This is a genomic window from Terriglobia bacterium (assembly GCA_020072815.1).
Taxonomy (GTDB): Bacteria; Acidobacteriota; Terriglobia; order Terriglobales; family Acidobacteriaceae; genus Angelobacter.
In genome coordinates this window covers 696,040-720,825 of sequence record JAIQGE010000001.1, presented here as the reverse complement: position 1 = coordinate 720,825, position 24,786 = coordinate 696,040, and the positions used below count along the sequence as shown (strand labels likewise).

Genomic DNA, 24,786 nt, shown 5'->3' with positions numbered 1-24,786 from the left:
GCAGACCGCATGGGACTAGAGGAGTGACATTCAATGAAAAATATTCAGCGCGTTCTGGTGTTGTCGTTGGTGGTACTCATGGCCGCTTCAGCCTTGGCGCAGACCGCAGCCACAGCCGAACTGAGAGGCACGATAAAGGACCCCAACGGAGCGGTCATCGCGGGCGCCACGGTCACCTTGCGTGATCAATCCAAGAACGTGGAGCGCACCACGCAAAGCGATGGCGCCGGTGAATACGTGCTCCTCTCCGTTCCTCCTGGCAGTTACACGTTTACGGTCACGGCCAAAGGGTTTTCCAAGATGGTGTCCAACAACGTGTCGCTTACCGTGGGCCAGGCCGCGCAGTATCCGGTGACTCTGCAAATCGCCACCACGCAAACCGAGGTCACCGTCACCACCGAGCCTTTGCTGATTGAAACCGCCACCACCTCCACCAGCACCACCATCGGCCAGGGGCGGATTGAAAACCTGCCTATCAACGGGCGCAACTACGTGAACTTTTCGCTGACCAATTCCCAGGTGCAGCGTGACATCGCGCCCAGCATCGGCGCCGCCCCCACTTCAGGATTGAATTTTGGCGGCCAGCGCGCCCGCTCCAACGCCGTGAACGTTGACGGCATGGACGCGGTGGACAACTCGGTGAACGGCATCCGCTCCACCCTGTCGCAAGAAGGCGTGCAGGAGTTCCAGATCATCACCAACGGCTATGAAGCCGAATACGGGCGCGCTTCCGGCGGCGTAGTGAACATCATCACCAAGTCCGGCACCAATAACTTTCACGGCAGCGCGTTTGGCTACCTGCGCAACCGCAACATCCAGGCGGTGAATCCCTTCAGCAATACGCCTGACCCCGCCTACACGCGCGCCCAGGCCGGCATCGCTTTTGGCGGAGCGCTCAAGAAAGACAAAACGTTCTACTACTTTTCCTTTGAGACCACGCGGCGGCATGAAACCGGTTTCTCCACCATCGGCGAAGGTAATTTTGGACTTGTTCCCCTGGGCAACGCCGCTTCCTTTGGACTTCCCGCCGGCTCGCTGGTGACGCCGGCGCAGGCACAGTTCCTGGCCACCGTCCCCATCTCGCCGCTGTCGGTGGGTTACGCACAGCTGGCTGCGGGTGGCTCGGGCGTGGCTTTAGCCGGCACACCTGGATCGTTGACCCCGCTTGGTTTTTTCCCTACCACTGGCGCGCCGCTGCCTGCTTCCTTTCACGGCCTGCTGAGCCAGGTAGGCAACTATCCGGTTTCAGAAGCCACTGACGTTTACTCGCTGCGCATGGACCACAAGTTCAACGCCAACAACTCTCTGATGTTGCGCGGCGGACTCAGTCCCAGCAACGTGAACGGCATCCAGGTGAATGCCCAGAACCAGGACTTCGGACAGAACGCGGTCTCGCGCACCTCCACCCAGAACTATCACGACGGCAGCATCGGCGTGCAGGAGACGTGGATCCTGGGCTCCAGCAAGATCAATGACATCCACTACCAGTTCTCGCGCCGCGGCTTGCTCTATAACTTCTCTTCCGCGCCCGGCGGAGGCGACGTGGCCGTGAACATCCCGGGCTTCGCTTTCTTCGGCCGCGAACCGTTCTCGTTCGTCAACCGTACGGAGAAGCGCCACCAGATCTCCGACAATTTTTCCTGGATCAAGGGCCGCCACAGCATCAAGTTCGGCGTGGACGTCAACCATCTTCCCGTCGTGGCTGATTTCACCGTGAACTTCGGCGGCATTTACAACTTTGGCGAACTCGGCGCCACCTCGCTGAGCCCGGCCTTCGCCGGCGCGCCGAATTTTTCCGCCGTGCAGGCCTACGGTTTGGGCATTCCCCAGGTCTTCATTCAAGGCGTCGGAAACCCGCACGATTCGTTTTCGCTCACGTCCATGGGATTCTTCGTACAGGATTCCTGGCGCATTGGCAACCGGTTGACGGTGAATTACGGCGTGCGCTATGACCGCGAATCCACCCCGGTATTTGCTGCTGTTAACTCCATTTCGCAAGCGGCTCAGGACGCGCTGGGCATCACTCAAGGCATCCCGGCGGACAACAACAATATTGCGCCGCGGCTGGGTGTGGCCTGGGACCCCAAGGGCGACAGCAAGACCATCGTTCGCGCATCCTATGGATTGTTCTATGACCATCCGCTGCTGGCCCTGGCCTTTGATTCTGATGTGGCCGACGGCAGCCAGGCGCCCCAGTTCATCTTGTTTGGCGGAGCGCCTTGCAATCCCACCGGACCGCCTTCCCCCTTGAACGCGCTGAATCTCAACGCCACCAATGCCTTCCAGGGACTGTTGGGACTGGGCAACTGTCTGCCCGCTGGCTTGGCGTCAGGCTTGAACTACCTGGGCGCGCAACAGCGCTTCAATCCTGCTCCCAACGCGCCTTCGCTGTTTACCGGACAGCAGTATCTGGGCGCGGGCATTCCCTTGATCTCCCAGCCGTTTGGTTTTCCCACCGGCAAGGGCTTCCAGTATGGATATGCCGAACAGGGCAGTTTGGGCATCGAGCACGATCTGGGACATGAGTTCGCCCTCAGTGCGGTTTACAACTTCACCGGCGGCCACCATTTGAACCGCCCGATCAACGCCAATCCCACCAACCCGCGGGCGCTGATTGAAAACTGGGAGAAGGCCAATGCCTGGGCGGTAGCCAATGCTCAGCCGTTGTTCACCAATCCTTTGACCATCGCCACCTGCAACGTGGGCCCCGCCGGGCCGTTTGTCCCGCCGGCGCTGCTGAGCTTCTTCCGCAAGTCGGGATTCAACCCTTCGCTCACTACGCTGTTTGCCGCGTGCATGCCGCTGGCCAACGCGGTGGCCGCGCAATACAACTTGGGCGTAGGAGCGCCGGTCCCATTCAGTGACATGGTGGCCAACTTCTCCAACGGAAGCTCGGTCTACCACTCCATGACCGTGAACCTGCGCAAGCGCATGAAGAACCATTTTGAGTTCCTGGCGTCATACACCTGGTCGCACGCCATTGACGACTCCACCGACCTGCAGACCCTGCTCTCGCCGCAGAACGACATCCGTCCTGACCTGGAGCGGGGCAATTCCACCTTTGACCAGCGCCACCGCTTCGTTTTCAGCGGCGTGTACCAGAGCGGGAACCGGGGCGAAGGCTTCTGGGGCAAGGTGATGAGCAACTGGACCGTGGCGCCGATCATCGAGTTCAGCTCCGGACGTCCGTTTAACATCATCACCGGCACCGACCAGAACTTTAACTTCAGCACCTCCACCGACCGTCCGAACGCCGTGGCGCCCGGCACGCCGACCAATCCTTGCGGCAATCCCACGGTAGCTTCCAACGCCTCGCCCACCGGGGCCTTCCAGATTCCGTGCTTCATTGATGCCAACCCGCTGGACGGCGTCTTTACCGGCTCCCTGGATGGCAACATAGGACGCAATAGCGGGACCCGGCCCATGACCATCTTCACCGACATGCGCTTTGCCAAGACCATCAAGTTCGGCGACCGCATCAAGCTGGAAGGCATCATGGACGCCTTCAATTTCATCAACCGCTTCAACGTGGCGGACGTGAACTCGCTGTACAACGAAGCCGGCCAGGCTACCGCGGCGTTTGACCCGCGCCAGTTCCAGTTTGGCCTGCGGCTGAGCTGGTAGCAGCCTCAAAGTAACCTGCGGCCCCGGATTCCCCCGGGGCCGTTTTCTTTGTATCAATTTGAAAACAAACGGAGTAACTGATAGGCAGAGCTGCTGCGGGAAAGTGTCGTTCAGCGCCAATATTGGTCAAAACAAAGGTATTATGGAAGCAATGCAGCTTTCCAACATCCTTAGTCGCCCACGCTTTCTAGTTGGGTCTTTCATGGCCGCGATCATCGGCAGCCTGTTGCTGCTGGCCTCCTGCGGAGGCAACCAAGTGTCGCGAGCTGCCAAGCCGGCGCCGGAAGCTATGGCTCCGGTCGCCCAGAAGCCCGCCGCCGCTGCGGTGGCTTCGCCAACTCCTGCGCCGCCGGCCCAGCCGGTCCAGCCTCCGCCGGAAAAGGCCGATCCAGTGCCCGCCACCATCGCGGAAGCCGAGAAGGCGTATGAGTCCGGCCAGGCCAACTACAAGGCTGGCCACCTGGACGCAGCCAAAGAGGACTTCAACCGCGCTGTGGACATCCTGATGCAGGGCCCGGTGGCCATTAAGTCTGACGAGCGGCTGCAGGCGGAGTTCGACAAGATCACCGAAGAGGTCAGCAAGCTGGAAACCACGGCTTTCAAGGCCGGTGACGGCTTCAGCGAGCCGCCGTCGGAGCCGGCCCCCATCGATGAAGCCAATCTGGTGGAGCCTTCGGTGGACCCCAAGGTCAAGGCCAAAGCGGAAGCTGACTTGGGCCGAATGCAATCCGATCTTCCGTTGATGATCAATGACTACGTGGCCGGCTATATCAGTTATTTCTCCACCCGAGGACGTCCTGTCTTTGCAAGCGCGCTGGTCCGCTCCGGACGCTACAGCCAGATGATTCGCCGGGTCTTCAAGGAAGAAGGCGTGCCCCAGGATTTGATCTATCTGGCCCAGGCGGAATCCGGCTTCAAACCGCTGGCGCTTTCCCGCGCCCGGGCCCGCGGCATGTGGCAGTTCATGGCCAGCCGCGGCGTCGGCTACGGACTAAGGCGGAGCTGGTGGGTTGACGATCGTCAAGACCCGGAAAAAGCCACGCGCGCCGCCGCCCGCCACCTCAAAGATCTTTTCAATCAGTTTGGCGACTGGTATCTGGCCATGGCCGCCTATAACTCCGGCCCGGGCAACGTGCAGCAGGCCGTCCGGCGCACCGGATACGCCGACTTCTGGGAACTCTACAAGCGCAACGTGCTGCCGGGAGAAACTAAGAATTACGTGCCTATCATCCTGGCCATGACCATCATGTCCAAGAACCCGGCACAGTACGGTCTGGATGGAGTGCAGCCTGAGCCGGCCGAGCAGTATGACGTGGAGCGGGTCAACTATCCCGTGGATTTGCGACTGGTGGCCGAGTGCGTGGACGCTCCCGTGGACACGCTGGTGGAATTGAATCCCAGCCTTCTGCGGCGGACCACACCCAAAGACCAGCCCTTTGACCTGCATCTTCCTGCCGGGACGCGGGAAAAGTATGAAGCTGCCATCGCCGCCGTGCCAGAGGACAAGCGCGTAGCGTGGCGCTACCACAAGGTTGAGCCGGGCGAGAACCTCACGGCCATCGCCAAGAAATACCACACCACGGAACGGGCCGTGGCCCAAGCGAACAATTTGGAAGGCAACGCCATCGCCGTTGACGTGAAGCTTGTAATCCCGGTAAGTGCTTCAGCGGCCGGACTAGGCAAGATTGTCTATTCCAAGTATCCATCGCGCTACCGTACTCACACCGGCGACACGGTTCTCTCCGTGGCGGAGGATTTCGGCGTGCCACCAGATCGGCTGCGCCGCTGGAACCGGTTGAAAGGAAACCAGTTAAGCCGAGGCCGCGTGCTGGTCGTTTACAAGCCATTGGGGCCCGGAGAGCCGGACCGCCCGCCAGTGCGGCGCAAAAAGTCAGCCCGTCCGGCCGGCAAGACCAAGGCCGCGGCGCCGGCTAAACGGCCAACCGCAACTCACGCCGCGCAGGGCTCGAAAGATAATCTGAGCGCGCGTTCGCAGTGACTTGATTATTCCCGCCGCAAGTTGCACACTTGGTGCGCGGGAGTTGACATGCAATTCATGTGAATTGTTATAATCCGCGCCTGTTTCGGAGTTGAATCAACTGCGGGAGAGAAGTAGAAGCGGCCCTAATTTCTGGAGGAACTATGAGCTTTTACGACGAGACCCTCAAGGCAAGGCATGAGGATGACAGCGACGACGACTACGGCGACATCGGCGGCTTCGGTAGCGCTTCCATTGAAGAGGACTACGAAGAAGAGGAAGAAGAATCCATTGGCGCTGAGACCGGCGGCGGAAGCATAAGCATGGGCGGCGGTGAGACTTCTGCTCCCAGCCAACCAGCACCTAAGCGCAGCTCCGGCGGAGGCGGCGGCGGGAAGAAGAAAGCTGCCAAAAAGAAAGCGGCCAAGAAAAAGGCCGCCAAAAAGCCAGCCAAGAAAGCTGCCAAGAAAAAAGGCGGAAAAAAGAAAGCCGCCAAGAAGGCGGGCAAGAAGAAGGCGGCTAAAAAAGCTCCGAAGAAAAAAGCCGTCAGGAGAAAGAAGAAGAAGTAAGTATTTCGCCGTTCCGCGTGGCGCCGTTCATCTGGGCGCCGTTCAACGAAGAATCACCAGTACAGAGGCCGCGGTCCGCCGCGGCCTTATCCTTTTCGATTTGTCGCTACGCTCCAACCTGCTGGTCGATCTTTCTTCCTGGCCGCGACTGCTTAGCAATTTTGGCAATTCCGGCGACCAAGCGTCCTACGCGTAGATCCCTCTAACCTTGATGACATGCGCTACGCGGCTGATGGCCAGCATGTATGCCGCAATGCGATTGTTCACGTTGTGCGTCTCGGAGAAGTGCACCACGTCTTCAAAGGCTTCCCTCAGGATGAACTCCAGTTGTTCGTTCACCGCTGACTCTTTCCAGAAATAGCCCTGGCGGTCCTGCACCCATTCAAAATAGGAAGCGGTCACGCCGCCCGCGTTGGCCAGAATGTCAGGAATGATAAAGACCTTCTTGTCGGCCAGGATCTCATCAGCCGACGCTGTAGTGGGCCCGTTGGCGCCTTCGCAGATGATCTTGGCCTTGATGGCGGCGGCGTTCTGGCTGGTAATCACATTCTCTGTTGCCGCGGGAATCAGGATCTCGCAGTCGGTGACCAGAAGTTCCTTGGGATCGGCGGCTTCCGCGCCGGGGAAGCCCACGATGCCGTGTTTGTTGTTGCGGTCGCGGAACTCCAGCAGGTCGTCAATGTTGATGCCCTTGGCATTGAACAGCCCGCCGTTGTATTCGGCAATGCCGATGATCTTGTAGCCGGCGTCGGCCATCAACTTGGCGGCGTTGGAACCCACGTTGCCGAAGCCCTGTACAATCACCCGGGTGCGTTCGCGGTCCATGCCGAACTTGCGCAGGGCCTCGTCGCAGTTGATCATCACGCCGCGGCCGGTGGCTTCGCGGCGCCCGCGTGATCCGCCGATGTTGATCGGCTTGCCCGTCACCACGGCGGTCACCGTCTGCCGCATGTGCATGGAGTAGGTGTCCATCATCCAGGCCATGGTCTGTTCGTTGGTGTTCATGTCCGGCGCGGGCACGTCTTTTTCCGGCCCAATGAACTCGATGAGCTCGGCAGTGTAGCGGCGCGTGAGTTTTTCCAGTTCGCCCAAAGATAGCTTCTTGGGGTCTACGATGATCCCGCCCTTGGCTCCGCCGAAAGGAATATTGACCACGGCGCATTTCCAGGTCATCCAGCTGGCCAGGGCGCGGATTTCGTCCAGGTTTACGTCGGGCGAATAGCGGACGCCGCCCTTGGCCGGGCCGCGGGCGATGGAGTGTTGTACGCGGAAGCCGGTAAACACTTCCAGGCGGCCGTCATCCATGGAGACGGGAATGTGCACGATGATTTCGCGGGTGGGGTAGCGCAGGATCTTCCAGAGGCCTTCATCCAGATTCAGCTTTTGCGCAGCAAAGTCAAAGCGGGCTGCCTGGGCCTCCCAGGGATTCAGCTCCTGCTCTAAAGATATGGTTTTCATTTGAACTCCAGGGAATTAGGGCAAACGGGTAGAGTATAGAGATGCCGTCAGTCAGCTAGCAAGCGGGAGAACCGCAACTTACACTTGGCAGGGGAAATCGCACCAAGAGCAGCAGCCCCAAGCGCCTATCGGCCGTTCCGGAAAACATTATATCCTCTCTTGCGGCTTTCCCCTGGCTTTGAGCGGGCGCGGCCGCAGCAAGGACTTGAGTCTGGCGGGGGCTGATTGGTTACATCAGTGGCGGTCGCACCCAGTCCTAAATACATTGGTTTGAAGGATAGGCAGCTTATGACCCATACCCAGAAAGCAGCCCGGCTGCTGGAATTACACCACGCAGCAAGTCCTGTAATCCTGATCAACGCCTGGGACGCGGCCAGCGCACGCATCGTGGAGCATGCCGGCTTTCCCGCCGTCGCCACCACCAGCGCCGGCGTAGCCAACGCGCTGGGCTACGCTGACGGGCAGCATGTCCCGTGGTCCGAGATGGCCCAGGCCATCGAGCGGATTGCCGAGGTCGTGCAGGTCCCGGTGACTGCCGATATTGAAGCCGGATTCTCCAGCGACGCGCAGCAGTTGGAAGCTGTCATTGAACAGGTGATTGAAGCCGGGGCCGTGGGCGTGAACCTGGAAGATTCCGTGCCCGGACACCCCAGTCACAGCATTCTATTCAGCATTGCCGACCAGACGGCCCGCATTCAGACCGTCCGCCGCATTGGCGAAAAGCTGAAAATCCATCTGCTGATCAACGCCCGGACGGACGCTTATTGGCGCCAGGGCGTCTCGCGCGAAGAAGCGCTGCGCGACACCCTGGAACGCGGCCATGCCTACCTGAAGGCCGGCGCAGACTGCATTTTCGTCCCTGGCCTGCGCGATCCGGGACAAATCAGCACCGTGGTTGGCGAGTGGAAGTCACCGATCAACATATTGGCCGGTCCCGGAGTGCCGTCCATTCCTGAGTTGACCAGGCTGGGCGTGAAGCGCATCAGTTACGGCTCCGGCCCTATGCGTTCGACCATGGGCCTGCTACGCCGCATGTGCGACGAAGCCAAAGCTACTGGCACCTACAACGCGATGACCGAGGGAGCAGTCTCACATGCGGAGATCAATGAATTGATGAAAAAGTAGCTTCACAGCTTCACTCCGAATTTCTTCACGTCGACCCGATTGCAACAGGGGAGCTGAGCGTATGAGCGGCAGGCTGGCATTTTCAGTTTGGCTCCCCGCCCGGACGCGAACCGTAATTCGGTTTGGGCAGCAAACGGTCGCGGTCGTAAGGTGGTTTTTCGTGGAAGGGGATGAGGTCGCTGGGAAAGTCTTCCTGCCAATGCCGGCGAAAGTCATCGTCGGCGTAATACCTCAGATAGAGCTGGTTATCTTCCTCGCTGCCGCTGCCGAGCAGTTGCAAGTGGTATGAAGAATTGCCGGACAGTTGCAATGCCTTGGTTTCCTCCCGAAGGGAATCGGTCCAAAGACGGGTGTAGAGCTCGCGGTCGCTGAGATGATCTGTCTGTTCGATAAACACTTGAAGCAGGGCGAGCTTTTGAATTACCTCCCAGAGTTTTGCCGTCAGTTCCTCGTCTTTGAGCGAATTCGGCGAGGGGAGTGACACGCCGGCGTTCTCAAGTTGCTGGAAGTGGGTCGTCCACGGAGCTTCCTCGTAGTCCACCACGTGTTTCCAGAATGCCTCTTCCACTTCAACTGGCGATTCGTCCAGGCCGCCAACCTCCATCTGGCCGCCACAAAGCTCTCCTGCCTGACGTTTTAGTTCTTCAATTCTCTTTTCACGGTCGTCCTGAGCTTTAGGCTTGGTCATGATTACCTCCTGTCAGGCCGACGGCACACGAGCACGCGCTTGCAAAGACAACTGCCAATCCTACACGAGGGCTGAGCCGCCTCCTAGCGCGTTTAGCCGATCGATCACGATAGGGACCTCTCTCTCCGCTCGAAGGTTTCAGAAAAAAAGCTTAGGGGAGCCGGACAGTTGTTGTCACGATAGGGTTCCCTCGCTCCGCTCGGGATTACAGAAAAAGGCTAACTGCCAATTGCCATTTGCTAATTGCTAGAGGACTATCTCCATCCCCTCAGCCGCCGCCCTCACCTTGGGATAGTATTCGCGGGCTTTGGCGACGATGCTGTCAATACACTGGTCGGTGTGGTCAGGATCGTGGTGGAAGAGCACCAGTTCCTTGGCGCCGCTTTCCATCACCACGTTCACGGCTTCGCGCCAATGGCTGTGGCCCCAGCCCAGGCGGCGGGCCGCGTATTCTTCCGGCAGGTATTGCGCGTCGTAGATGAGCACGTCGGCGCCTTCGGCCAGCTTGCGCACGCTTTTGTCGAATACCGGATGGCCGGGTTCGTTGTCCGTGGCATAGACCAGCACTTTGTCCTTGGTTTCAATGCGGAAGCCCAGGCAGCCCTGCGGATGGTTGAGCCACATGGTCTGCACCGAACAATCGTCAAAATCCAGCCGGCCTTCTTCAATGTTGAAGAACTGGCGGTGCGCCGCCATTTCATTCATGTTGACGGGAAAATACGGGTCGGACATCTGCTCTTCCAGCGCCCGCTGCAGACCGCGCGTGCGGTTGGATGAGTGAAAGAAAAACTTGCTGGTTGGGTTGTTGTAAAGCGGGGCGAAGAACGGGATTCCCTGGATGTGGTCCCAGTGAAAATGAGAGAGGAAGATGTGCGCGCACAGCGGATTGCCGTTGGTTTCCTGCTGCAACTGTTTGCCCAGGTTGCGGAAGCCGGTGCCGCAGTCGAAGACGTAGATGTGCCCGTTGAGGCGGACCTCAACGCAGGAGGTGTTGCCCCCGTAGCGCAAATTCTCCAACTGGGGGGTCGGCGTTGAGCCGCGAACTCCCCAAAACCTAATCAGCATCCACATTCACCTTTGTGACGCAGCCGTACCACTCGTTGTGCAGGAATGCGCGTCGCGTCCCTTTCATCTGGCTGGGACGCGGGAAACTTCGTTGGGGGAGTGCTCTTGAAGTTTGAAAAAAATTATATTCCAAAATCTGGGCCATTTCTGTGATCAGGGGTGTACTTCTCCGCACAAGAAGGACGTGTCCGTTCGGACAGCCGAGGCCATCGGGTAAACTGGCAGTTGAGTAAATGGCGGTTGAGTACACTAGCGTCCCATGCTCTTTCCCGACTTCAAGCAGTTTTCCGCCCTGGCCCGCGATGCCACGCTGGTCCCCGTGGCCAAGACCGTGGGCGCGGACCTGCGAACGCCGGTCTCGGCGTTCTTGAGCATTGCCGCCGAAGAACCCAACGCCTTTCTGCTGGAGTCGGTGGAAGGCGGGGAAAAAGTGGGGCGATACACCTTCCTCGGCGTCCGCCCGTACATGATTCTGCGTTCCCGCGGGCGCGACATCACGCTGGAACAGCAGGGCCGCATCCAGCACAGCCAAGGTAGCATTTTCCAGGTGCTGGACCACATGCTGCGCGAGCACCGGCCGGCCCGCGTTCCCGGCCTGCCGCCGTTTACCGCCGGCGCTGTGGGGTTCTTCTCGCACGATGTGGTGCGCCAACTGGAGCGGCTGCCCTCACTGGCCCAGGACGACTTGAAAGTCCCCGACTGCGTGCTCATGTTCTTCAACCGCTTGCTGGCTTTTGACCACGTGCGCCATGAGATCTACATCATCGCCACCGCCGACGTGCGGCGCGAGCCGCCGCGCAAAGCTTACGAGCGCGCCGTCCGCGACGTTGAAAAGATTGAACGGCAACTGGCCGCGCCCTTGCCCGCGAAATACCTGCGCGCCGCCAAGCCTCGGGAGGGAAAAGTCAAGATTGGGCTTTCCACCACCAAGAAAAAGTTCATCGCCACGGTGGAGAAAATCAAAGAGTACATCATGGCCGGTGACGTGTTTCAGGCCGTGCCTTCGCTGCGCTTGGAGCTGGAGCCCGGCGTGCCGCCGTTCAGCATCTATCGCGCGCTGCGCCGCGTGAACCCATCACCCTACATGTATTTTCTGCGCATGGCGGGCGAAAGAGCAGAAGCCGCTCATGCGGGTAAATCGCGCTCCAGCGGTTTTCAGAATAATGCAGCCATGACCGTGCTGGGCTCGTCGCCGGAGATGCTGGTCCGCGTGACCGGCCGCAGGCTGGAGTACCGGCCCATCGCCGGGACGCGCAAGCGCGGCAAGGACGAAAGCGACGACCTGCGCCTGGAACAGGAACTTCGCAGCGACGAGAAAGAACGCGCCGAACATGTGATGCTGGTGGACCTGGGCCGCAATGACGTGGGCCGCGTCAGCGACTTTGGCACCGTCAAAGTCCCCAACTTGATGTTTGTGGAGCGCTACTCCCACGTGATGCACCTGGTGTCGTCGGTTGAAGGCTCTCTGCGCAAGGACCTGAGCGCGGTGGACGCCTTTGCCGCCTGCTTCCCCGCAGGCACCCTCACCGGCGCGCCCAAAGTGCGGGCCATGGAGATCATTGAAGAAGTGGAGCCGGTGCGCCGCGGCGTTTACGGCGGGTCAGTCCTGTACGCCGATTTTGCCGGCAACCTGGATTCCTGCATCGCCATCCGCACCATGCTGGTGAAAGGCAAGAAGGCATACGTGCAGGCCGGCGCCGGTATCGTTGCCGATTCAGTACCAGAAAGCGAGTATCAGGAGTGCCTGAACAAAGCGCAGGCGCTGGTGCGGGCGGTGGAGCTGGCAAGATCGGGGGAGTAAGGAAGAAGAATCTCGCCGCTGATTACGCAGATAGGCGCGGATGAACGCTGATTCGCGCGGATCCAGCTTAGGCAATCCAACGTTTAAGAACTGTCGTCCTGAGCGAGCCCGAGTCCCGTTGTCGGGACGAGGGCGAGTCGAAGGATCCCGAAGATGTCAAAGCCACCCATGCAGCCTCAGTGAATTTTCCCGGCGCCGCGTGGTGGGAACGCCTTGATGCTGTATTCGTGCCGCAAGCATTCTCGGGGTCCTTCGACTCCGCGCCCGGCAGCATGGAGTTTTTCGGCGCTCTCGCGGCGCTTCGCTCAGGATGACAGATTGAGACTGCAATGATGAAAAACAGAATGAAACTATTCGTTCCACTCTTGCTCCTTCTCGCCTCCGCCGGCGCCCAATGGCAAAAGCTCCCCATCCCCACCACCGCCGGATTCCGCGGCCTGAGCGTTGTCAGCGAGAAAGTTGTCTGGGCCAGCGGGACGGACGGCACCATCATCCGCACGGACGACGGCGGCAAGACGTGGTCTGTCATGACCGTGGCCGGCGCGGAGAAACTCGACTTCCGCGGCATTCGCGCTTTCGACGACCAGACGGCCGTCATCATCAGCTCCGGCCCGACCGAAAAGGGCCAGGCGCAGATCTACCGCACCACCGACGGCGGAAAGACTTGGAAGCAAGTCTTTGAAGAAAAGCGTGCGGGGATTTTCTTTGATGCTGTCGCTTTCTGGGACCGCCGGCACGGCATCGTGCTGAGCGATCCCATCGAAGGCAAGTTCGCGCTGTTCATCACCGACGACGGCGGCCTGACCTGGAACCAATTGCCACCCGCTGCGCTGCCTGCTGCCCTTCCCAACGAAGGAGCGTTTGCCGCCAGCAATTCCTGCTTGGTGGTGCAAGGCGAAAAGAATGTTTGGTTCGCCACCGGTGGAGCAAAAGTGGCGCGAGTGTTCCGCTCCAATGATCGCGGCAGGACCTGGCAGGTAGCGGAGACGCCGATGCATCCGGCGAACGCGTCTTCGGGGATTTTTTCCCTGGCTTTCCAGGACGCCAAGCACGGAATTGCCGTGGGCGGCGACTACCAGAAGCCGGAAAGCTCGGATTTGCCTAATGTCTTGCGGACGAGCGACGGAGGGAAGACGTGGCAGCCGTTGGAACCGACCAGTCCCAAAGGCGTGTACTTTTCGTCCACAGCCCTGCTGTCGCCTCACGGGGTGGATAGCATCGTTGCCGTAGGAATCAACGGGGCCTTCATGTGGGACAAAAGTTGGGGACGAGTCGGCGATGAGGGCCTGAACCTGAACAGCGTTGCTGTGGCAAGAGGCCGCGTCACTTACATTTGGGCCGTTGGCCCCAAGGGGACGGTCGTAGAAACTGCCGTCGTCAAAGGCTTGAAGGGCATTAAGGGCCCCACGTTTCGCCACCCGGCGGAAACTGCTGGAAAAGATTGAAGGCCCTCACACACGAGCCCTTTGCGACATTTGTGGATGAAAGGATCACTCGCCTCGCTCGGGGTCATGAGAACGTTGATCTGATCAAGGACCGTTTAAAGAGGCTGAAGGAGATGTTGCGATGAAAAGCGAAAAACTGAAAGTGGTGCGTGGAAGCGGGAATGTGTTCCGTGATCTCGGACGCAAGAACGCGGATGCCGAGCAGTTGAAGGCGATTCTCGCAGCCGAAATCATCAAAGCACTCGACCGGGAGGGCCTAAGCGTGCGCGCGGCGCAAGCCCGCAGAGGGATTGCGGCAGCGGACTTCTCGCGGATTCGCCATGCAGACCTCGGAAGGTTCACCGTTGACCGCCTTATGTCCATCATCAACCGGTTCGGCTCGCGGGTCGAGGTCAAAGTCCGAGTGCGGCGCGCAGAAACAGCCAAGCACCAGGCAACGGCTTAGGTTGAGGCGCTTTGCAGCCGTGAGCGAAGCGGGAGCCCGCTGGCGAAATCCTGAGCGAAGCCGAAGGACCTTCGCAGTTACCCATCTATTGACAGCGTTAGAAATGCCCTCTTAGACTGACAAGTATGGAAGTACATTTTACCCCTGAGCAAGAAGTGCGGCTCTTGAAAATTGCCACACATGAGGGCATTGATCCTGCGCAGTTGGTCAAAGAAGCCGCCTTACGCCTACTGGAGGACGACGCCCGCTTTCGCGCCGCCGTGCGTCAGGGCATCGAACAAGCTGACCGTGGCCAGTTGATCGAAGAAGATGAAATGGATGCTCGTGTTAAACGGCTGTTCCCTTCTTGATGCGTATTCGCTGGACGCCGGCCGCAGCAGATGATCTCGAGCATATCAAGGACTATCTCACTGAGCATCATCCGCATCTTGCACGGTCCACCGTCCTTGAGCTTTACGAAGCCATTCGTTCCCTAAAAACATTCCCACACCGTGGACGCCCAGGACGTGAGCCAGGGACCCACGAACTGGTTTCTTCTCGCCTACCCTACGTTGCTGTCTACCGTATCAAGGAACAAACCGTCGAAGTCTTTACACGTTTACCATGCTGCTCAGAACCGACCTTAAAATCTGGTTTTCGTTGTCGTAAATGTCTGGAGCAGAAATGAAAGTCTTCGGCTCTGAGCGCAGGGCCACAAGTTGAGGCGCTTTGCGGGCGTGAGCGAAGCGGGAGCCAGCTGCCGAAATCCTGAGCGAAGCCGAAGGGCCCAGCGATATTTCTCCAAAAATTGAAGGCCCTCAAATCCTCTCGAATCTGAGGGCCACAAGTGATGCTGGACCTATAAGCCGAATTCTGTACGGCGTTGCCGCCGTGACGGTCATTCCTCTAGGCCGTTCATCGCTGAACGGCTCAAGCGACCTACCCGGAAGTTGGGCGCACCGAGCCGGCACGCATGAGAACAGCTTACGCCATCCCCATTCCTTCCCTATTTGGTCTTGCTCCGTGTGGGGTTTGCCATGCCCCGGACATTACTGCCCGGGCGGTGCGCTCTTACCGCACCTTTTCACCCTTACCTGAGGCTTGCGCCAAAGGCGGTATATTCTCTGTGGCACTTTCCGTCTACCAGCCTTAAAGCTGGCGTCCCGGACGTTATCCGGCACACTGCTCTGCGGAGTTCGGACTTTCCTCTCTCCCCCTGCGCAGCCCAGAGAAACTCTGGCGTCCACAGTAGGACAGCGACCATCCGGTCCAGCATCAGCTACCTACTATTATAAGATGTATTTCAGCGCGGATATGCGTCACCATCTTTTTCCGCGACTTGCAGCCAACACCTAATTTCCAGGAGTCAGGCATGTTACGCAGAGCCATCGTCGTCGCCTTGTTCGCGGTTGTCCCCTTGAGCCTGTTCGGCCTGCTCATGCCCCGCAAGCCCACGCCCGAGGAGCAGAAGGCCATCGCCAAGTATGCCCTCCACATCAACAAGTTACTGAACCAGTTCCGTGGCGCGGAGTGGACGGAGAAGATAGATTTCGAACTGACGGACACCATGGTGAATCCGGATTCCAACCGTCCCCTGGACATCACCGAGCTGTTCCAGCGCACCTACGACGCGCGCACCACTTCACCGCGCTACAAGAAGCTGATTGTCCCCATGGTCCGCAAGATGGAAAAGGAAAAGGACACTGCGGAGAAGCACCTGCAAAACGCCCTGATTGAGGACCTGCTGCACGTTCGCGTGCAGGTGAATAACAACGTGTTGGTGAGCACCCTGCATCCTGGTCCGGGGAAGAAGAACGCGGTGAATGTGCCCGGCGCCATCGCGGCCTACAAGGATGAGGACAATCGCTACGGCTACGGGTCGTCTTACGTGCTTCTCTTTGGCAATCCCAAGGCAATCAAATGGGACCCGGCTTCACTCTATTTCTATTATTACTTTGCTCATCCGCCGAACTCCCCTTTTATTGAGAACGTGGAGATCAGGATTTACGGCGCCGATGATCGCATCCAACAGTTGCTGCGCAAGGTTGACTGGAAAGAAGTGAATCTGGCGCTCACCCCGTAAATGTGTGGCCGTGGCCACTCAAGCCACGGGCCTTCGGGGATTAAGGAACGCTTTTTGCCAAACGCTTTTTGGATCGATGGCTGTAACCGCCGGTTGCCGGCGGGCATCCAAATGCTTCAGAGAACGGTATAGCGAAGACAGAGAGCGCGCGATTCTTGAGTGCCGGAGTAGAATGCGCCTGGAAGCAAGGAAACGGGAAACCAGGCACAGGAAAGACGACAGCGGAAATTCATGTTCTATCTCTTGCCAAGCCTCGTGGCTGCCGTGCTGGCCGTATGCGGCATGGGGTTCTATGCGCTTTGCCTGTGGAGCGCGCGCGCTTTTCTGCGCCAGGGCCGCAAGCCGCTGCCGGACTTTACTCCTCCCGTATCCATCTTGAAGCCGCTGCGCGGCGTTGATCCCCAAATGTATGAAAGCTTCCGCAGCCACTGCGTGCAGGACTATCCCGAATACGAAATCATTTTCGGTGTGAGTGAAGCTGAAGACCCGGCGGTGGAAGCCGTCCAGCGCCTCATGCGGGAGTTCCCGCAATGCCGCGTTCAACTCGTGGTGTGCCCGCAGGTGCTGGGCAACAACCGCAAAACCAGCAACCTGGTGCAGATGCTGGCGCTGGCAAAATACGGCCACATCATCATCAACGACAGCGACATTTACGTGGAGCCGGACTACCTGCGCCGGGTGATGGCCCCGTTCGCGCAGCCGCGGGTGGGGATGGTGACCTGCCCCTATCGCGGGATCGCCACGGGCACGCTGGGGTCGCGGCTGGAGTCGCTGGGGATCAGCACGGATTTTATTGCCGGCGTGCTGGCGGCGCGGCAGATTGAGAATGGCATCCACTTTGCCCTGGGCTCAACCCTGGCGATATCGCGCGCGGCCCTGGAAGCCATCGGTGGCCTGGAGCCGCTGGTGGATTATCTGGCCGACGATTTTGAACTGGGCTACCGCGTCTCCAAAGCCGGTTTGGAAGTGGTGCTGGCCGGCGTGGTAGTGGAAACGCACCTGCCGGCTTACACCTTCCGCGGGTTCTTTGAACACCAGTTGCGCTGGGCTCGCAGCACGCGGGATTCCCGCCGCATGGGTTACCTGGGAGTGCTGCTCACCTTCGGCTTGCCCTGGGCGATGATTGCCGTGGCCCTGGCTGCAGGCGCGTTGTGGTCATGGGCCCTTTTGGTTGCCGCCTCTGCTCTCCGTGTAGCGGTGGCGCTGCAAGTTGGCGCCGGCGTGGTGCATGACCGCACCGTGGCGCGCTATCTCTGGCTGCTTCCGCTGCGCGACTTGATCGCTTTCTGGGTGTGGTTCGCCAGCTTTGCCGACCATAAAGTCCACTGGCGCGGCGAAGTCTTCATTTTGCAGGACGGCAAGATCCGTCCTGCTCACCCCTCTGCTCCGCTGGTCAGCGCTGCGGAGCCGAAGCCGGACAAAGTTTCGGTTCATTGGTAAGCACCACCTTGCCGCCCCACTTGGCCAGCACGCAACTGCGATCAACGTAGTCCGGCAGCGTTTCTTTTTGCGGGCATGCATCACTGACGGCGGCCGCCGGCTTCGCGTCTTCCTGCGTCAAAAGAAAAACCGTATCCCCGCTGTGCCACAGCTTCGCGAAAGACAAATTGTCGTCAAAGATCTTTGGCGCGTCAGGAAACGTGGAGCCATACCAGATGTTGTTGCAGCGTCCATTCAAGATCCGAATCTGACGATGCGTATAGAAATTGACGCTCGACCCGGCTTCGTAGTCGCCGTTGACTTCGATCACCGGGCTTTGTCCCTGCTGCCAGCGCGATTCAATGGCGTCCGCCAGGACTTTTGAGGACAGCACCGGAGAGAAGATCTCCAGCCCGCGGTGCGCTTCATGCAGCAGCACCACCATCATCAGCGCCAGGGCCACGTTGGCGTAGAAGGCCTGGTTGCGGCGGCGCAGCCACAGGCTCAGCAGCGTCCCCAGCGCGAAGGCGATTCCCGTGGCGATCAGCGGGATCTTGAACGCGCCCATGGCTTGCGGCGTGAGGTCCAGGAAGTGGCCGAAGGACAGCGCGTATTCCTGGGGATTCTTCTTGAGCAACTCGGCGATGTCGTAGTTCTGCGGCGGCGTTTTCGCCTGCCAGGCCAGATAGGCGCATGCGACGCACGCCGCCACGCCGATCGCCGCCAGCACCAGCGAAGCAATTCGTCCGCTGCGCCGCTCCGGGCTGTCCGCAGGCGACGCGGCTTCGCGGGCCAACCATCCGCCCAGCAGCAGCGCCACCCCAGGCACGCCGGGGATGACGTAATACTCCTGGCGGCTGGAGAAGCTGAAGAACAGCAGGACCAGCAGTGCCCACAGCGCGAAGAGCAGAGTTCCGCGTTGCTGCGCGCTCAGCCCATTGCGGAATTCGGAAATTTTCGCGGGTACCTGCCGCAGCGCCTGCACAATGAACGCCGTCCAGGGCATCAGCCACAGCAGCATCAGCCCCCAGAACAGCCACAAAGGCACAGTGTCATAGTCGGCGGGGAAACGTTTGTTCAAGTAGCGCAGAAAATGTTCGTTGACAAAGTAGAACCAGAAGAAGCCTTTGGTCTGGCCTTGCGCGGGATTGCGGAATCCGGCCAGCAAATGCCACGGCGCGGCGATCAGCAGAAAAACCAGGAAGCTGGAGAACAGGCGCAGCTTCAGCAGATGGCGCAGGTTGCGCGTGAGCAGCAGAAGAAGAAAAATTGTACCGATGGGGAAGACCAGCCCGATCAGGCCTTTGGTCAGGACGTTGAGCGCCATGGTGGCGGCGATGCCCCAGCAAATCCAGAGCGAAGGCTTTTTCCCCGACTCACTCTGTTCTATCGAGGTCAGGAAGAAATCAAAGCCGATCGCCAGCCACAGCCCGACCATCATGTCGGGAATGAGGATGCGGGTGAAGATAAACGGGCCAAAACCTGTCGCCAGCGCCAGCGCGGAATACATCCCGGCTTCTTCGCCCTGGTTTTCCTGATGAAAGACTCTTCGGCCCAGGCGGTAGACGATCAGCAGCAGCGCCAGCACCCCCAGGGCGATGGGCAGCCGCGCCGACCACTCGCTCACACCGAACAACTTGAAGCTGGCGGCCACGCACCAGTACATGAGCGGCGCTTTTTCCAGATAGCGGACGCCGCCGTTGATGTGCAGCGTGACCCAGTCGCCGGTGGCGGCCATTTCGCGCGCAGCTTCAGCATGGACGGTGTCCGCGTCGTCCATCAAGGGCGGCCGGAAGAGAGCGGCGGCGTACACCAGCACCCAGACCAGCACGATGAACGCGATGTAGCGCAGGCGCTTCCCCGCAGGCGCCGCCGAGCGATCCAAGCTGAGTGGAGACTGTGTGGAAGTGGGGGCAGGCATGAGCGGATTCATTATATCCAGCGGCGAAACTTTCTCCCGGCTTGCGGCGGCGGAGAAATAGGCGTAACGTTCGCCGGAGGAAGCCTACTATTTGTTGTACTTGGTCTTTCCCCGGTGTGTGTTGCCCCTGATCTTCAAGCAAGAAAATGGAGGTAGTGCAATGCGGAACCATTTCACCCGTCGCCGTTTCTTGGTCACAGCCGGCGCAGCCGCGTCTACTGTGCTGGGCTCCTCAATCTTCAACCTGGATTCAGTCTGGGCCGCGCCCGTAATGCGCCGCAATCTTGGAGGTATGGCTGCCAGCGATCCGGTCCTGGTGTCTTATCGCAAAGCCATCAAGGCCATGAAGCTCCTGCCCACGGCCAACCCGCTGAGTTGGGACTATCAGGCAGCGATTCATGGAACCACTCTTTCCGGCTCCCACATCGCCTGGAACACCTGTGAACACGGAACGCACCTGTTCTGGTGCTGGCACCGCATGTATCTCTACTGGTTTGAGCGCATCATCCGCAAGATGTCCGGCGACCCTGGCTGGGCCCTGCCGTTCTGGGATTATCATGACCCCGCTCAGCGCACCCTGCCGCCGCCGTTCCGCGTCTCTGGCAGCGAACTCTTTGTCGCCGCCCCCAACCGCCCGTCCGCATGGAATTCCGGAAGCGCCTCTTTTCCGGCCGGTCACGTCGACCCTTCTGCCGGAATGGCCGCACTCGACTACTTCACCGCGCAAGGCGACATTGAGAGCAATCCCCATAACAACGTGCATGTCGATATCGGCGGCTGGATGGGAAATATCTCGGAGGCGGCCCAGGACCCGGTTTTCTTCGTGCACCACTCGAACATTGACCGCTACTGGAACCTCTGGCTGGCCCAGGGCGGGGGGCGCCACGATCCTCTCAGTGACGCCACCTGGAAGAACCACACCTCTATCTTCTTTGACGAGAACGGCAAAGAAGTGAAAATGACCTGCTGCGACGTCCTGCGTTGCGCCGAGCAGTTGAACTACACTTATGAAGGGGAGCCGCCGCAAGTCAAGGAGTATTGCTTGAAAATCATCTTCCCATGGTGGATATTTGTGATTGCGCAGGTCCTGATCCCCTGGCCCGGTCCTCCGGTGGAATTGACCGAGCGAGAAGTCACCGTCCCCATTGACATCTCCAAAATCCGCGAGCGCATTCCTGCGCTGCTCCAGAGCAAGAACGAACAGCTTGTCATCGAGCTGGCAAACGTGGTGGCCGAGCGTGAACCCGGCGTTGTCTGGGAGGTCTATCTCGGTGCGCCGCCCAACACGGCCATGAACGCCGAGAGCCCGCATTTCCTGGGAACGGTTTCACTCTTCAGTAAGGGCGTGCGGTCGCATACTCATGGTGAATTCCAGCCGGAGCATTTCACCTTCAACGCCAACCGGGCAATCGAAGCGGCATTGCGCACCAGGCAGGAAAAGCTGCCGCTGGTCTTTGTGCCCACCGGTCCGCTCATTGATGGCAAACCTTCGCACCCCAAGGTGCAGTCGCCAGTGCGGATTGGCGCGGTGAACGTCGCGATCGCGCGCCAGCAGGAACAAAAAGAAGGGGCCGTTCCGGGGCGGCCGGAAATCGAGCCGAAGCGGCCAAAGTAAGGATCGCGTTCCTCACAAAACTGCTGTAAAACCAGAGCGTCCGCAGAATGGAATAAAATTCATGCGGACGCTTTTTTTGCATTCTCAATTTTTGCGAACAGCCCGGTTCGAGCGCGTGGCTGAAGGAATTGGATGGAAGAAAAAACCCAGACGGCATGGAGCGGCGCGGATGCCCAACACAAAGCCGGCGTTCTGGCCGCGGAGCTGCGCAGCGCCATCACCGGCGAAGTCCGCTTTGACGATGGCAGCCGCGCCCTGTATGCCACTGATGGCTCCAACTATCGCCAGGTGCCCATCGGCGTGGTGATCCCCAAGACCATTGAAGACGTGGTCCAGACGGTAGCGCTGGCCAGCAAATATGAGGCGCCCATTCTGGCCCGTGGCGGCGGCACCAGCCTTGCCGGCCAATGTTGCAACGTCGCGGTGATTATTGATTTCTCCAAGTACCTGGACCAGATCATCGAACTCAATCCGCGGGAAAAATATGCGTGGGTGCAGCCCGGCGTGCGGCTGGACCAGTTGCGCAACCAGGCCAACCAGCACAACCTGACCTTCGGGCCTGATCCTTCAACCCACGAGTACTGCAATCTGGGCGGGATGATCGGCAACAACTCCTGCGGCGTGCATTCCGTCATGGCCGGGCGCACGGTGGACAACGTGCTGGAACTCGACGTCCTTACCTATGACGGCTTGCGCCTGCGCGTGGGGCCGACCTCGGACGCGGAATGGGAAGCCATCATCAAGGAAGACGGGCGGCGCGCACGGATTTACACCCGGCTGCGCGCGCTGCGCGACCAGTACGCCGAATTGGTCCGCCAGAAATACCCGAAGATTCCCCGGCGCGTTTCCGGCTACAGCCTGGATGAGCTGCTGCCGGAAAACGGATTCAACGTCGCCAAGTCCTTGGTGGGGGCGGAATCCACCTGCGTGATCATTCTGGGTGCGAAAGTGCGCCTTGTTGATTGGCCCAAGCAACGCAGCCTGCTGGTGATGGGCTTCAAAGACGTCTACGCCGCGGCGGACGTGGTGCCGAAGGTGTGCGAATCGAAACCCATTGGCCTCGAAGGCATGGACGAAATCCTCATCGAGAACATGATCAAGAAGAACCTGCATGTTCCGAGCATCCGGATGTTGCCGGAAGGCAAAGGCTGGCTGCTGGCCGAATTTGGCGGCGAGACCAAAGAGGAATCAACCGGCAAGGCGCGCGAGCTGATGTCGCGGATGACCGGCTCCGCGGATTTGATCGCCATGAAGCTGTTTGAAGACGACGACGAAATCTTGAAGGTGTGGAAGGCCCGCGAATCCGGGCTGGCCGCCACGTCGCGCGTGCCCGGCGACAAAGAAGCCTGGGAAGGCTGGGAGGATGCCGCCGTCGCGCCGGAAAAGCTGGGCGCGTACTTGCGCGAATTGCGCCGCATATGCGGCAAGTACGGATACAAGTCGCCACTGTACGGGCATTTTGGCGATGGCTGCGTGCACACCCGCATTGATTTTGACCTGCTCACCGCCGAAGGCATCAAGAATTTCCGGTCATTCATGGAAGAGGCGGCTGCGTCGGTGGTGAAACTGGGCGGTTCGCTTTCCGGCGAGCATGGCGACGGCCAGGCCCGCGGCGAACTGCTGGAAATCATGTATGGCCCGGAATTGATGGAGGCTTTCCGCGAGTTCAAGCGCATTTGGGACCCGCAGTGGAAGATGAATCCCGGCAAAAAGATTGACGCCAACAAGCTGGACGCCAACCTGCGTCTGGGGACCGGCTACAACCCGCCGCGGTTGAAGACGCACTTTCATTTTCCGGAAGAGCACGGCGACTTTGCCGAGACCACGAACTTGTGCGTGGGCGTGAGCAAGTGCCGCAAAGATGAAGGCGGGACCATGTGTCCCAGCTACATGGCGACGAAAGAGGAGATGTACTCCACCCGGGGCCGCGCGCGCCTGCTGTTTGAAATGCTGCAGGGCGATCCCCTGAAACGCGGATGGAAGAATGAGACGGTGAAGCAGGCGCTGGACCTGTGCCTGGCGTGCAAGGCGTGCAAGACGGAGTGTCCGGTGAACGTGGACATGGCGACCTACAAAGCTGAATTCCTGTCGCACTACCACGCAGGAAGTTTGCGGCCGCGCGCGGCGTACGCGATGGGGCTGATTCATCGCTGGGTAAAGCTGGCAAGAATTACGCCGGGGCTGGCAAATTTTGTAAGCAGAGCGCCCGGGATTTCGCGCGTGGTGAAGTTCCTGGGCGGGATCGCACCGCAAAGAAAACTTCCACAGTTCGCGGCACAATCGTTTGCTGCGTGGTTTCGCGAAAGGCGGTCCAATGGTGCAACGATCCGCTCGGGCGGTGTTCAAAGTGAAGACAAGCCGCAGGTGATGTTGTGGCCGGACACGCTCAACAACCACTTTCATCCCCAGATCGCGCAGGCGGCGGTGGAAGTGCTGGAGCACGCCGGATATCAGGTGACGATTCCAGAAGCTTCGCTATGCTGCGGGCGTCCGCTGTACGACTTCGGCATGTTGAAGACCGCGCGGCATTTGCTGGAACAGGTGTTACAGGAGCTGCGTCCGCAGATTGCGGCGGGAATTCCGCTGGTCGGTCTGGAACCGAGCTGTGTCTCTGTCTTTCGCGACGAGATGGTCAACCTGATGCCGCACGATCGCGACGCTCATCGCCTGCGCGAGCAGACTGTTCTGCTGAGCGAATTTCTGGTCAAGAAGGCCGGCTACACGCCGCCGCAACTCAAGCGCAAGGCGCTGGTGCACGGGCACTGCCATCACAAGTCAGTGCTGAAGTTTGATTCCGAACATGAACTGCTCAAGCGCATCGGGCTGGAATTCAAGGTGCTGGACTCCGGTTGCTGCGGGATGGCAGGGTCATTCGGGTTTGAGGCGGATAAATATGACGTGTCGGTGAAGATCGGCGAGCGCGTATTGCTGCCGGCGGTACGCGCAGCCGCTGAAGACACGCTGATCATCGCGGACGGCTTCAGTTGTATGGAGCAGATCGAGCAGCTCACCGGCCGCAAGGCGCTGCACATTGCGGAAGTGCTGCAGATGGCGATCCGCGAGCAGCAGAGCCGGTCCGGCGCCGACGCAGATGGGGCCTCAAGAGATGCAGTTTTGATCGCCGCGGGTAAAGGCTGATCCCTTGGGCCACGCCCAACGCCGGCATTTTTGCGGAACTCGAATGTGGTAGGATATTCCTACCAGGTGCAAAATATGTCCTCTGAAATCGCAGCGCTTGAATATTTGGCAACAACCCGAATTGGGGAAAAAGGCCAGCTAACCGTTCCTAAAGAGTTTCGCCGGGAGCTGGGGCTTAGCGCCGGCGCTCCTTTTGCGGTTTTGCGGATGGGCGACGGCCTGATTCTTCTCCCTGAACAGAAGCGGTTTGAGCAGCTCTGTGAGCAGGTAAGTTCGAAGTTGACCCGCGCAGGGATTACGGCGAAGACGGTTTTGGCCACTCTCCCCGGGATTCGCCAGCGCCTGTATGAACGCCGCTACCGCGCGAAGACAGCGAAGTCCGCGTCCCGGCGGTCACACCGGAAAAAGTGAAAGGGCGCGCACGTCTCCGGTT

General features: G+C 59.6%; 18 protein-coding genes and 1 other RNA gene. 14 read left to right on the top strand and 5 right to left on the bottom strand.

Going from position 1 to position 24,786, the window contains the following annotated elements; translation table 11 throughout:
• Window positions 1–33 precede the first annotated feature (33 nt).
• The 3 genes from LAO20_03070 to LAO20_03060 all read left to right on the top strand — a co-directional run bounded on the left by LAO20_03070 (window position 34) and on the right by LAO20_03060 (window position 6,171).
• Window positions 34–3,624, top strand: a complete 3,591-nt coding sequence (locus LAO20_03070) for a TonB-dependent receptor (protein MBZ5530390.1) — start codon at window positions 34–36, stop codon at window positions 3,622–3,624.
• A gap of 289 nt (window positions 3,625–3,913) precedes the next feature.
• Window positions 3,914–5,623, top strand: coding sequence for a transglycosylase SLT domain-containing protein (locus tag LAO20_03065; protein ID MBZ5530389.1), 1,710 nt, complete (start codon window positions 3,914–3,916; stop codon window positions 5,621–5,623).
• 143 nt (window positions 5,624–5,766) lie between these two features.
• Entirely contained in the window at window positions 5,767–6,171 is a 405-nt protein-coding gene (locus tag LAO20_03060; GenBank protein MBZ5530388.1) for a hypothetical protein, read from the top strand.
• Window positions 6,172–6,357: 186 nt separating this feature from the next.
• On the opposite strand, the gene LAO20_03055 is transcribed toward LAO20_03060, so the two are convergent.
• Window positions 6,358–7,629 (bottom strand): Glu/Leu/Phe/Val dehydrogenase, encoded by a 1,272-nt coding sequence (locus LAO20_03055; GenBank protein ID MBZ5530387.1) that lies wholly within the window; start codon window positions 7,627–7,629, stop codon window positions 6,358–6,360.
• 288 nt (window positions 7,630–7,917) lie between these two features.
• Here LAO20_03055 and LAO20_03050 point away from each other — a divergent pair, with 288 nt between their 5' ends.
• The gene (locus LAO20_03050; GenBank protein MBZ5530386.1) at window positions 7,918–8,754 is read left to right on the top strand and encodes an isocitrate lyase/phosphoenolpyruvate mutase family protein; all 837 of its coding nucleotides are present in this window, start codon (window positions 7,918–7,920) and stop codon (window positions 8,752–8,754) included.
• Window positions 8,755–8,836: 82 nt separating this feature from the next.
• On the opposite strand, the gene LAO20_03045 is transcribed toward LAO20_03050, so the two are convergent.
• Both LAO20_03045 and LAO20_03040 read right to left on the bottom strand, forming a co-directional pair.
• Complete coding sequence (locus LAO20_03045) at window positions 8,837–9,442, bottom strand: hypothetical protein (protein ID MBZ5530385.1); 606 nt, start codon at window positions 9,440–9,442, stop codon at window positions 8,837–8,839.
• Window positions 9,443–9,688: 246 nt separating this feature from the next.
• Complete coding sequence (locus LAO20_03040) at window positions 9,689–10,507, bottom strand: MBL fold metallo-hydrolase (protein MBZ5530384.1); 819 nt, start codon at window positions 10,505–10,507, stop codon at window positions 9,689–9,691.
• 259 nt (window positions 10,508–10,766) lie between these two features.
• Between LAO20_03040 and trpE the strand changes: the two genes are divergently transcribed.
• The 5 genes from trpE (at window position 10,767) to LAO20_03015 (ending at window position 14,865) form a co-directional block, all read left to right on the top strand.
• Complete coding sequence (gene trpE, locus LAO20_03035) at window positions 10,767–12,308, top strand: anthranilate synthase component I (GenBank protein ID MBZ5530383.1); 1,542 nt, start codon at window positions 10,767–10,769, stop codon at window positions 12,306–12,308.
• A 344-nt stretch (window positions 12,309–12,652) separates the two neighbouring features.
• Window positions 12,653–13,753 (top strand): oxidoreductase, encoded by a 1,101-nt coding sequence (locus LAO20_03030; protein ID MBZ5530382.1) that lies wholly within the window; start codon window positions 12,653–12,655, stop codon window positions 13,751–13,753.
• Window positions 13,754–13,874: 121 nt separating this feature from the next.
• The gene (locus LAO20_03025; GenBank protein ID MBZ5530381.1) at window positions 13,875–14,198 is read left to right on the top strand and encodes a helix-turn-helix domain-containing protein; all 324 of its coding nucleotides are present in this window, start codon (window positions 13,875–13,877) and stop codon (window positions 14,196–14,198) included.
• 125 nt (window positions 14,199–14,323) lie between these two features.
• The gene (locus LAO20_03020; GenBank protein ID MBZ5530380.1) at window positions 14,324–14,548 is read left to right on the top strand and encodes a hypothetical protein; all 225 of its coding nucleotides are present in this window, start codon (window positions 14,324–14,326) and stop codon (window positions 14,546–14,548) included.
• Window positions 14,545–14,865 (top strand): type II toxin-antitoxin system RelE/ParE family toxin, encoded by a 321-nt coding sequence (locus LAO20_03015; GenBank protein MBZ5530379.1) that lies wholly within the window; start codon window positions 14,545–14,547, stop codon window positions 14,863–14,865. The genes LAO20_03020 and LAO20_03015 overlap by 4 nt, the downstream gene beginning before the upstream one ends.
• Before the next feature lie 158 nt (window positions 14,866–15,023).
• Here LAO20_03015 and rnpB read toward each other — a convergent pair.
• Window positions 15,024–15,453: RNase P RNA component class A (gene rnpB / locus LAO20_03010), an RNA gene on the bottom strand.
• Between the two features lie 96 nt (window positions 15,454–15,549).
• Between rnpB and LAO20_03005 the strand changes: the two genes are divergently transcribed.
• Together LAO20_03005 and hpnI are read left to right on the top strand one after the other, a co-directional pair.
• Entirely contained in the window at window positions 15,550–16,260 is a 711-nt protein-coding gene (locus LAO20_03005) for a hypothetical protein (protein MBZ5530378.1), read from the top strand.
• A 231-nt stretch (window positions 16,261–16,491) separates the two neighbouring features.
• Window positions 16,492–17,700 carry a bacteriohopanetetrol glucosamine biosynthesis glycosyltransferase HpnI gene (gene hpnI / locus LAO20_03000; protein MBZ5530377.1) on the top strand — a complete coding sequence of 403 codons (1,209 nt, stop codon included), beginning with the start codon at window positions 16,492–16,494 and terminating at the stop codon, window positions 17,698–17,700.
• Here the strand turns inward: hpnI and LAO20_02995 are convergent.
• The gene (locus LAO20_02995) at window positions 17,654–19,600 is read right to left on the bottom strand and encodes a glycosyltransferase family 39 protein (protein ID MBZ5530376.1); all 1,947 of its coding nucleotides are present in this window, start codon (window positions 19,598–19,600) and stop codon (window positions 17,654–17,656) included. The two genes, hpnI and LAO20_02995, sit on opposite strands and share 47 nt — an antisense overlap.
• A gap of 160 nt (window positions 19,601–19,760) precedes the next feature.
• Between LAO20_02995 and LAO20_02990 the strand changes: the two genes are divergently transcribed.
• The 3 genes from LAO20_02990 (at window position 19,761) to LAO20_02980 (ending at window position 24,764) form a co-directional block, all read left to right on the top strand.
• Window positions 19,761–21,215 carry a tyrosinase family protein gene (locus tag LAO20_02990; GenBank protein MBZ5530375.1) on the top strand — a complete coding sequence of 485 codons (1,455 nt, stop codon included), beginning with the start codon at window positions 19,761–19,763 and terminating at the stop codon, window positions 21,213–21,215.
• Window positions 21,216–21,347: 132 nt separating this feature from the next.
• A complete protein-coding gene (locus LAO20_02985) occupies window positions 21,348–24,353 on the top strand; it encodes an FAD-binding oxidoreductase (GenBank protein MBZ5530374.1) in 3,006 nt (1,001 codons plus the stop codon).
• Window positions 24,354–24,428: 75 nt separating this feature from the next.
• Entirely contained in the window at window positions 24,429–24,764 is a 336-nt protein-coding gene (locus tag LAO20_02980) for an AbrB/MazE/SpoVT family DNA-binding domain-containing protein (GenBank protein ID MBZ5530373.1), read from the top strand.
• Window positions 24,765–24,786: the final 22 nt, after the last annotated feature.